Genomic DNA, 8,117 nt, shown 5'->3' with positions numbered 1-8,117 from the left:
ACCCCGCTCTACCACCTGTCTGACTGCTTCTTCCTTGAATTCAGGTGTGTAACGCTGTGTACTCATTCATTTCTCCTATGCTCAAATCATAGGTCAGAAATGTCCACCGGAGTGGGGGAAGTCCATCAGCGGCTCTCGAGTGTCTAGAAAAGCCGTGGCGATTCAGTGGTTCACTGGCGACGAGCTTGCAGCCTTCCTGCATGCCTATGAGGTCCAGTTTATCTGGGCAGTATTCAGCGCAGTACCTAAAGGGCTTCGTCCAATACCTACTCCGGCGCCATACGTCGAGGACAATCCGCGGTATTGGAACGGTACAGAACCGGAGCCGCAGCTAGAAGGTGCTTTGTTCGAGATCGCGTGCTGGGACAGCAGTGGAACGATTCTGATCAACCTGCCTGAACAGGCCACCCACTCTTTCTTGATGCGATACCCAGACGCCAAGCCGTTGACGACTGCGCGTTCCTGAGGAGTGCTGACACGGCCGCTATGGGTCAACAGTTGACGTACACTGGACGGCAGTAACCGGCCAAGAGCGGACATACCTACTGCACAGATACTGAAGCCGGTACGATCGGAAATCTCAGCAATGAAAACTTTTGGTCACGCGGCGCAACGCGCCTTGGTCGAGGAAGAGCCAACGTGGCCCAATTGCCGTGCAAGCAGTGGCTATGCTGTCGCAGGTGATGACGCGCTTCACGGTCGGCATGGCGATGGCGCCGGCGTGACCTGGGGATGCCCGGCGTCTTCCAGCAGCGTCGCCATGCCGGTCAAGGCTCGCAGGTGGGCGACCGCGCGCCTTCCGGTGGCCCGGGCATGGGCCGGCGCGAACGGCTCGTAGCGCAGCCGATCGACGAGCGCTTCCAGTTTGTCGACCGCGAGGCAGGCCTCGCGCCGTAACGCGGCTGCACGCTGCACCGCCGCCACACTTGGCGGCGCCTCCAAGGCCTGCGCGCAGGCGACGTAGCCGAGCACCTTGTGCGCCGCGTCTCGTGCGGTGGTGGCCAGCGACCGGTGTTCCCAGCTGGGCCATGCCATCATGCTGATCGCCATGCCGAGCAGGACGCCGCCGAGGCTGTCGACGACACGCCAGGCCGCGAGCTGCCATGGCGGTAATGCCGTGGACGCCAGATCCGCCACGAGAATGAAATGCGGGGTCAGGAACAGCGTGAACGAACCATAGCTCAGCGGCCGGGAGGCGAGCGCGCAGATGGCCAGCGGCAGGATCGCGCAGGCAAGGAGAGGCTTGTGCGGGATCGCCAGTCCGAGCAGGATGGCCAGCACCGCGCCGGCGACGGTGCCGCCCATGCGCTGCAGCGACACCTGCAGGGTGGACGCCACCTGCGGCTGCATGGTGAACAGCACGGTCAGGACGAGCCATTGCCCCTGCCTCAGCGAGCAATGGGCCGCGAGCGCGACGGCGATGCCCGTCGCCAGTGCCAGGCGTGCGCCATGGGCGTGCTGTGGCGTGGCCGCGGGTGCCGTCGCGGCTCGGCATGCTCGCGCCTGCTCCGGCACGCCGGCGGCCGGGCATAGGGTCGACGCCATGCGGTCGAGGACGTCGAGGCAGGCGTGACCCCAGGCGCGGATTGCGGCGGCGTCGCAGGCGTCGAATCGGGCGCGGGATGCCGCCACTGCGCGCCGGAGACGGGCCGCCGCCGCGTCATCCACCGGCAACCCGTGGGCGAGCGCGTTGGCGTTGCCATCGAGGATGGCCGCCAGCCGCCGTAGCGGCGGGGCCATCCATGCCGCCGAACGGGCTTTTGCATTCGCCGGCATGGCATGCTCGACCAGGCTTTCCAGGCCGGCGAGCTGCGCCAGGAGGCGTGCGGCGGGCATGCGCCAGCGGTCGATTACGGCAACGCCCGCGACACGCTCGGCAGCGGTCTCGAACGCGTCGAGGTGTGAGCGCAGTTGCCGCCGCCCCGTCCCTACCGGGGCCGGCCGGCTCAGCGAGCGCGCGGCGAGGCAGCGTGCAAACCGGGCGGCACAGGCAAAATACCGGGTGCCTGCGCGAACGGCACGTGGTGCCGCACCAGTCTGCCACAGCAGGGCCTGGCAAGCGGCCGCCCATGCGCCGCCCGCCAGGAAGTAGGCGAAGTACTGCGCGCCCGCCGCCCACCCCTGGACGGAAAAGACAGCCGAGATGGCGAAGCTGGTCGCGACGAGCAGGCCTCGCATCCCGGCGGCCGGTCCGCGCCTGCGCTCGAGCGCACACAGCCAGACGACGGCCGCCGCCAGCAAGGGCGGCAGCAGCGGCACGGCACGGGAGGCGATGGCGATGCCGGACGCGAGTCCGCCGAGCAGACCGAACACAAGGCCTTTGCGCGCGCGTACGGCGCGGTCCAGTTCGGGCTCGTCCGCGAGGCAGGTCCAGAACGCTGCGATCGCGGACCAGCAGAGCAGGGGCTGCTGGCATAGGGCGGCGAGCAGCGCCGGGACCGCGCAGGCGACGCCGCCGCGCGCGGCATCCGCCAACGCCAGCATGCGCCACTGGCCGTTCAGCGCCCTCAGCCCTGCCATCCATCGGCGGCGCGCGAAGCGTGGCATGAGGCCTCGCCCCTTATCGTGTGGCCGTACGTCGGGGCGCCGCGACCACCGTGAGCGACCGGATGCCCTGCGCGCCGCGTACCAGCACGCCTTCAATGTCGGCCGTCGCCGAAGGCCCGCTCATCAGGACGGCATAGCGCGCCGCCAGGAACTCGGGAAGATGATAGGCCTGGTGCAGGTTGCCGACGAGGTCGGCCGGGTCGAGCAGCGCGACGAGATGCTGGGACAGGTAGCCAAGCGCGTTGACGCCGAATTCGCGTTCGCTGAGCCAGATCGAGCCGGTCTCAGCGACTGCGAAGGCCGGGCGCACGATGCCGACGTCGACGTCGTTCAGGCTGTGTGGTGTGGTGTCCGGGGTCAGCAGGCGCGTGCCTCTCACTTCAGGCACCGCGGAGCAGATGACACGGGCGGCGGGAAAGCGCGTGCGGATGACTTGGCCGATATCGCCGTCCGCCGGGCAGTCAACCCAGTCGCCGCCCAGGCGCGCGAGCGCCTTCCGGAAAGTGTCGAGGTGGTCGGGCAAGGCGTCGGCGAACAGCGGCACCGGGGGCAGAGGCCTTCCCTCCGGCTGGACCGCGCGCAGGCGGGCAAGGATGTCGTCACGGCTGCTCATGGCTTGTTCCTCTTCAGGTAGCGTGTGCGGAAGGTCTCGGAAGGCGCGTCAGGCAGGTCGCGCTGTCGGCCCCAGGCGTTCAATGGGTTGTAGAGGACAGCGCGCGGCAGTGTAGACACGGCCGTGCCCACGGTTGCTACGGCGGCGCGGTAGAGCGTCGGGCTACCCAGCACCTTGCCGGCGAGGTGCATGGCTTCCTTTTTGACGAACGGCAGCTCGTTGTGCTCGGCCACGATCTGGCGCCATTTGTAGATTTGCTCGTGAATGTTGATTTTCACGGGGCATACGTTCGTGCAGCTGCCGTTCATCGTCGACGCGAACGGCAGCGCGCTGTATTTTTTCAGGTCGAATGTCGGGTTGATGATCGCCCCGATGGGGCCAGAATAGACGCCGCCATAGCTCAAGCCGCCGCTGCGGCGGTACACCGGGCAGGTGTTCATGCACGCGCCGCAGCGGATGCATTTGAGCGAATACCAGAAGTCTTCCATCGCAAGGCGCTCGGAGCGTCCGTTGTCGACCAGGACGAAATGCATCTCGCCGCCGGCACGGGGACGCCGAAAGTGCGATGTGTACTGGGTGATGGGCGATCCCAGCGCATTACGCGACAGCATCCGGATGAAGACGCCTAGGTGTTCCAGCTTCGGGATCAGCTTTTCGATGCCGATGGACGCGATGTGCAGGGCCGGTACGTTGGCGCTGAGGTCAGCGTTGCCTTCGTTCGTACAGACGGTGATGCCGCCGGTTTCCGCCACCGCGAAATTACAGCCGGTCATGCCCGCGTGCGCGCCCAGGATTAGTGGGCGCGTACGGCGCCGCTGCGCTTCGCACAGGGCCGGAATGCTGCTTTCGCCAGGATCGGTACCGATGGTGCGGGCGAACACCTGCGCCACGTCGGTCGCCAGCTTGTGCACGGCCGGCACGACGATGTGCGACGGCATCTCGTCGTCGAGTTGCTGGATCTGCTCCCCCAAGTCTGTCTCGATCACCATGACGCCCCTCTGCTCCAGGTACGGCCGCATCTCGCATTCCTCCGTCAGCATCGATTTGCTCTTCACCAGAACGGTCGCGCCGCGTGCGCTCAGGATCTCGTGGACGATCCGGTTGTGTTCCTCCGCATCCCGTGCCCAGTGCACGACGACGCCGTTGGCCGTCGCGTTGCGCTCGAATTCCTCGAGATAGTCGGCGAGATGAGTAAGCGTGTGTTCCTTGATCGCGGAGGCGAGACCGCGCAGCTCTTCCCATTCTGGAATGGCATGCACGGCGGCGTCGCGCGCCTGCCTGAGCCCCCACAGGCGTTGGTCGTGGAATTCGACGTGCCGCTCGTCCTCGATGAAGGTTTTCGAGAAGCGTACATGGTCGACGCGCGTCATGAGCGGACTCCGTTCAAAATCTGTGCGATGTGGATGAATTTCAGGCCGAGGCCGAGGCGGTCGGCGCAACCCTTCTGATGCATGAGACAGGACGAGTCTGCCGACACGATGTACTCGGCGCCGTTGCGCTTGTGGTCGCGTACCTTGTCGAAGCCCATCCGGGCCGAGACGGGTTCTTCCGTGACGCAGAAGGTGCCGCCGAAGCCGCAGCATTCATCGGGACGGTCGGGCGAGATCACCTCGATGCCCTTCACGTTCTTCAACAAGGCAAGGGGTTTCGAAAAGCTCGGCTCGCGCAGCTCGGACATGCTGGCGGTGCGCAGGCCGCGCAGCGTGCCACAGCTATTGTGCAGGCCCACCTTGTGCGGGAATTCGGCCCAGGGGAATTCCCGCACCTTGAGAACGTCATGGATGAATTCGACGAGTTCATAGGTGTTGGCGCGGACAGCAAGGGTGGCAGCGTCCTGTCGAGGCGCCGTCAGGTGATCGCGCACGTGGTGGACACAGCTCCCGCTTGGGGCCACGATGTAGTCGTAGCCGGAGAAATTTCGAACAAACAAATTTTCAGTTGCCGCAGCATCTTTTTCGCAGCCACTGTTACCCATCGGCTGGCCGCAGCAGGTCTGGTCCAGGGGGTACTCGACGTCGCAGCCGAGACGTTCCAGGAGTTCCAGTGTGGCCATGCCGACATCCGGGTAAAACGCATCAATGAAACAAGGAATGAAAAGGGCGATCTTCATTGGTAACTCCTGAGTTCGGCGATGACCGTGTCCAGTGCCGCACTGGCGCCGGTAAGTCCCCCGGCTGCACGGCTTCGCTTCGGATTAAGGACTTCGAGCAAGCGTCGGCTTTCCCGCACATTTTTGATGTGCCAATCGGCATACAGGCGATTGGCTACGGCGAGTATTTCTTGCGCTTGCATATCCCGTCGAACCGCTTCCAGCAAGGCGCCCAGTTCGTGCGAATACAGCATGTCGAGGTTCTGTTTCATAGCCACTCCTGATGGCAATCCGAATGCGAGAAAGCATAGCCCCGCCTATCTGTGCCATGTATGAATTATGATTATGGGAAGAATTCCGATCTGGAATGGAGCATCCATGGAACTACGCGCATTGCGTGCCTTCGTCGAAGTGGCGAAGAGCGGAGGATTCACGCTAGCGGCCGAGCGCCTGTTCGTGACCCAGCCGACGATCAGCAAACTGATTGGCAAGCTCGAGAGCGAGCTGGGACATCCCTTGCTCCATCGGGGCAGGAAGCAATGCGAGCTGACCGACTACGGCCGCGCCGTGCTCGTGTACGCCGAATCCATTCTTCGCAACTTGGCGGATATCGAACGCGCGTTGGATGACGTCGCAGGACTGAAACGCGGAGAATTACGTATCGGGATTCCGCCTTTGGGCCCACGCCTGTTCGTGCCGCTGATCGGCGCATTCAAACGGCGTTATCCGGACATCGAGCTCAAACTGTTCGAGGACGGTTCGTATGCCATCGAGATGGCGCTGGCGGATGGGCAGCTCGAAATGGGAGTGTTGCTGGCGCCGGTCGACAGCCAGCGCTACGGACACCGGCTCCTGCTCGACGACCGGCTTGCTCTGGTCGCGCCGGCGCGTTCGTATTGGACCAGGAGGCGTGACGAAGTCGGTCTTGCCGAACTTGCGGAAGAGCCCTTCATTTTATTTACGCCGGCCTATGTGCTCAACGACAGGATCGCCGAGGCGTGCCGCCAGTGCGGCTTCGTGCCGAATGTTGCCGGCCGCAGCGGTCAGATCGGGATGATCCTTGAAATGGTGCGGAACGGCCTGGGCATATCACTCCTGCCGAGTTCACAACTGGGCATGATGGACCTGCACGATTTCACTGTCAGGCGCTTGGTGGAACCAGAGATCCCCTGGAGGATCGAACTGGCTTGGCTGCGAGGGCATTATCTGTCGACCGCTGCCCGGGCGTGGCTGGCGATGCTGGACGATGACGCATGAACCAGCGTAGGGCATGAGATTTCCAGAGCACGTGCCACCGAAAAGGCGGGCCATCACAAACGTCAACCTGTGCGTGGCTGTCGATCAGCGCAGAGACGGTACTGTCAACTTACCGCACGCGACCAAATTTTGTAAGCTAGCGGGATGGCAAATCCACAGCTCTACCGCGGCTTCCGCTACCCTTCCGAAATCATCAGTCATGTCGTTTGGCTGTATTTCCGATTTTCGCTGAGTCTTCGCGATATCGAGGAATTGATGGCCAGCCGAGGCATCATTGTGACTTACGAGACGATTCGGCAATGGACGCTGAAGTTCGGCCAGCGATATGCCAACGAACTGCGCCGACGTCAGCCGCAGCGAGGGGACAAATGGCATCTCGACGAGGTGGTGCTGACGATCAAGGGCAAGCACCATTACCTCTGGCGCGCCGTCGATCAGCAAGGTCATACGCTCGACGTCCTCGTGCAAAGCCGGCGCGACCGGCAGGCGGCCAAACGATTCTTCCGTAAGCTTCTCAAGGGCTTGCGGTACGCGCCACGGGTTCTGGTCACTGACAAATTGAAGAGCTACGCTGCAGCCAGGGTGCAGGTTATGCCTGGTGTCGAACACCGCCAGCACAAAGGCCTCAACAACCGTGCCGAGTTGTCGCATCAACCGACGCGACAACGGGAACGGCAGATGCGTCGCTTCAGATCACCCGGCCATGCCCAGCGCTTCCTGTCCGCGCACGGCCCGATCAATAATGCCTTTCGCTGTCAGCGCAACCGCTTGCTTGCGCGGCAGTACCGGCACATCCGTACTCAGGCATTTTCGCTCTGGAACGAGGTCACCAGTGTAGCGAAGAACGCATAATCCGTGACGCTTTGCTGTCTGGGCCGCGCTACGTTAATCCCGGATCCCTCAATTCGCCTCATTGGTTCGGTAAGTTGACAGTACCAACCGCGCTGCTGATGGCCAGCATGCTACCCTCAGAGCGTCTCGCTTGTGTTGTTTATTCAGCGCTGTTTATTCAGCGCTCTGAGGGTAGCATGCTGGCGAGATACTGTCAATTTGTCCAGTATTTACTGGGCTTAAGAACTGTCACTTAAAATCGCGCCGCTTCACTTTTTATCACTCCTGTGATATGATCTTCCCAGGTTGAGTAAGTCCATTTGAGTAACCGGAGGGACAAGCGAGAGCTTGTTTGTCCTAAGCGCGGTGTAAACGCGCGGGCTTTTTGGCATAACCCCTTATCTCTAAAGTGGCCTTCTGCATGGAAGGTCATTTTTTTTGCCTGGACGAATCATGCCTTCCTCAGCAATGGCTTACCTTGACGAAAGTGGAGACCTGGGCTGGAAGCTCGATGCGCCTTATGGCGACCACGGATCTGCCCGGTACTTCGTCATCGCGATCGCCGTCGGTATGAACGAAGCGTACCGCCGCATCGGCAAGGTGGTGGACAATCTCCACAAGTCCCAAAAGTGGACTTCCAAGCACGAAAAAAAGGCTCTGGTGCAAATTATGGACAAAGGCACGCTAACCTACCGGCGCGCCGGCTGAGTTCACGCAGCCAGAACAGCTGCCCAGATTTCGGACAAAGTTTGCCCCTGAGTTCCCAGACCTCGTAGGTCG

Annotated in this window: 8 protein-coding genes; 3 read left to right on the top strand and 5 right to left on the bottom strand. The window is 62.7% G+C overall.

Going from position 1 to position 8,117, the window contains the following annotated elements:
• Nucleotides 1–693: 693 nt before the first annotated feature.
• The 5 genes from ACI1V7_RS28105 to ACI1V7_RS28085 are packed head-to-tail and all read right to left on the bottom strand — an operon-like array spanning nucleotide 694 to nucleotide 5,521.
• The gene (locus ACI1V7_RS28105) at nucleotides 694–2,547 is read right to left on the bottom strand and encodes an FUSC family protein (protein WP_404535977.1); all 1,854 of its coding nucleotides are present in this window, start codon (nucleotides 2,545–2,547) and stop codon (nucleotides 694–696) included.
• 13 nt (nucleotides 2,548–2,560) lie between these two features.
• Nucleotides 2,561–3,160: a LutC/YkgG family protein gene (locus ACI1V7_RS28100; RefSeq protein WP_404535975.1), complete on the bottom strand. Its 600-nt coding sequence runs from the start codon at nucleotides 3,158–3,160 to the stop codon at nucleotides 2,561–2,563.
• Nucleotides 3,157–4,530 (bottom strand): lactate utilization protein B, encoded by a 1,374-nt coding sequence (locus tag ACI1V7_RS28095; RefSeq protein WP_404535972.1) that lies wholly within the window; start codon nucleotides 4,528–4,530, stop codon nucleotides 3,157–3,159. Before ACI1V7_RS28095 ends, ACI1V7_RS28100 begins: the two co-directional genes overlap by 4 nt.
• A complete protein-coding gene (locus ACI1V7_RS28090) occupies nucleotides 4,527–5,270 on the bottom strand; it encodes a (Fe-S)-binding protein (RefSeq protein WP_404535969.1) in 744 nt (247 codons plus the stop codon). Before ACI1V7_RS28090 ends, ACI1V7_RS28095 begins: the two co-directional genes overlap by 4 nt.
• Complete coding sequence (locus ACI1V7_RS28085; protein WP_404535966.1) at nucleotides 5,267–5,521, bottom strand: hypothetical protein; 255 nt, start codon at nucleotides 5,519–5,521, stop codon at nucleotides 5,267–5,269. The genes ACI1V7_RS28090 and ACI1V7_RS28085 overlap by 4 nt, the downstream gene beginning before the upstream one ends.
• 106 nt (nucleotides 5,522–5,627) lie before the next feature.
• Between ACI1V7_RS28085 and ACI1V7_RS28080 the strand changes: the two genes are divergently transcribed.
• The 3 genes from ACI1V7_RS28080 to ACI1V7_RS28070 all read left to right on the top strand — a co-directional run bounded on the left by ACI1V7_RS28080 (nucleotide 5,628) and on the right by ACI1V7_RS28070 (nucleotide 8,045).
• Nucleotides 5,628–6,506 (top strand): LysR substrate-binding domain-containing protein, encoded by an 879-nt coding sequence (locus tag ACI1V7_RS28080; RefSeq protein WP_404535964.1) that lies wholly within the window; start codon nucleotides 5,628–5,630, stop codon nucleotides 6,504–6,506.
• Between the two features lie 144 nt (nucleotides 6,507–6,650).
• Nucleotides 6,651–7,358 carry an IS6 family transposase gene (locus tag ACI1V7_RS28075; RefSeq protein ID WP_404535962.1) on the top strand — a complete coding sequence of 236 codons (708 nt, stop codon included), beginning with the start codon at nucleotides 6,651–6,653 and terminating at the stop codon, nucleotides 7,356–7,358.
• Between the two features lie 432 nt (nucleotides 7,359–7,790).
• Entirely contained in the window at nucleotides 7,791–8,045 is a 255-nt protein-coding gene (locus ACI1V7_RS28070; RefSeq protein WP_404535960.1) for a DUF3800 domain-containing protein, read from the top strand.
• The last annotated feature ends 72 nt before the right edge of the window (nucleotides 8,046–8,117 follow it).

Source organism: Massilia paldalensis (assembly GCF_044901715.1).
Classification (GTDB): Bacteria; Pseudomonadota; Gammaproteobacteria; order Burkholderiales; family Burkholderiaceae_D; genus Telluria; species Telluria paldalensis.
This window is presented reverse-complemented; position numbering and strand designations above follow the sequence as displayed.

Excerpts from the sequence above, each read along its gene's own strand:
- ACI1V7_RS28105 (WP_404535977.1), bottom strand. The coding sequence starts at position 2,547 with ATGCCACGCTTCGCGCGCCGCCGATGGATGGCAGGGCTGAGGGCGCTG.
- ACI1V7_RS28100 (WP_404535975.1), bottom strand. The coding sequence starts at position 3,160 with ATGAGCAGCCGTGACGACATCCTTGCCCGCCTGCGCGCGGTCCAGCCG.
- ACI1V7_RS28095 (WP_404535972.1), bottom strand. The coding sequence starts at position 4,530 with ATGACGCGCGTCGACCATGTACGCTTCTCGAAAACCTTCATCGAGGAC.
- ACI1V7_RS28090 (WP_404535969.1), bottom strand. The coding sequence starts at position 5,270 with ATGAAGATCGCCCTTTTCATTCCTTGTTTCATTGATGCGTTTTACCCG.
- ACI1V7_RS28085 (WP_404535966.1), bottom strand. The coding sequence starts at position 5,521 with ATGAAACAGAACCTCGACATGCTGTATTCGCACGAACTGGGCGCCTTG.
- ACI1V7_RS28080 (WP_404535964.1), top strand. The coding sequence starts at position 5,628 with ATGGAACTACGCGCATTGCGTGCCTTCGTCGAAGTGGCGAAGAGCGGA.
- ACI1V7_RS28075 (WP_404535962.1), top strand. The coding sequence starts at position 6,651 with ATGGCAAATCCACAGCTCTACCGCGGCTTCCGCTACCCTTCCGAAATC.
- ACI1V7_RS28070 (WP_404535960.1), top strand. The coding sequence starts at position 7,791 with ATGCCTTCCTCAGCAATGGCTTACCTTGACGAAAGTGGAGACCTGGGC.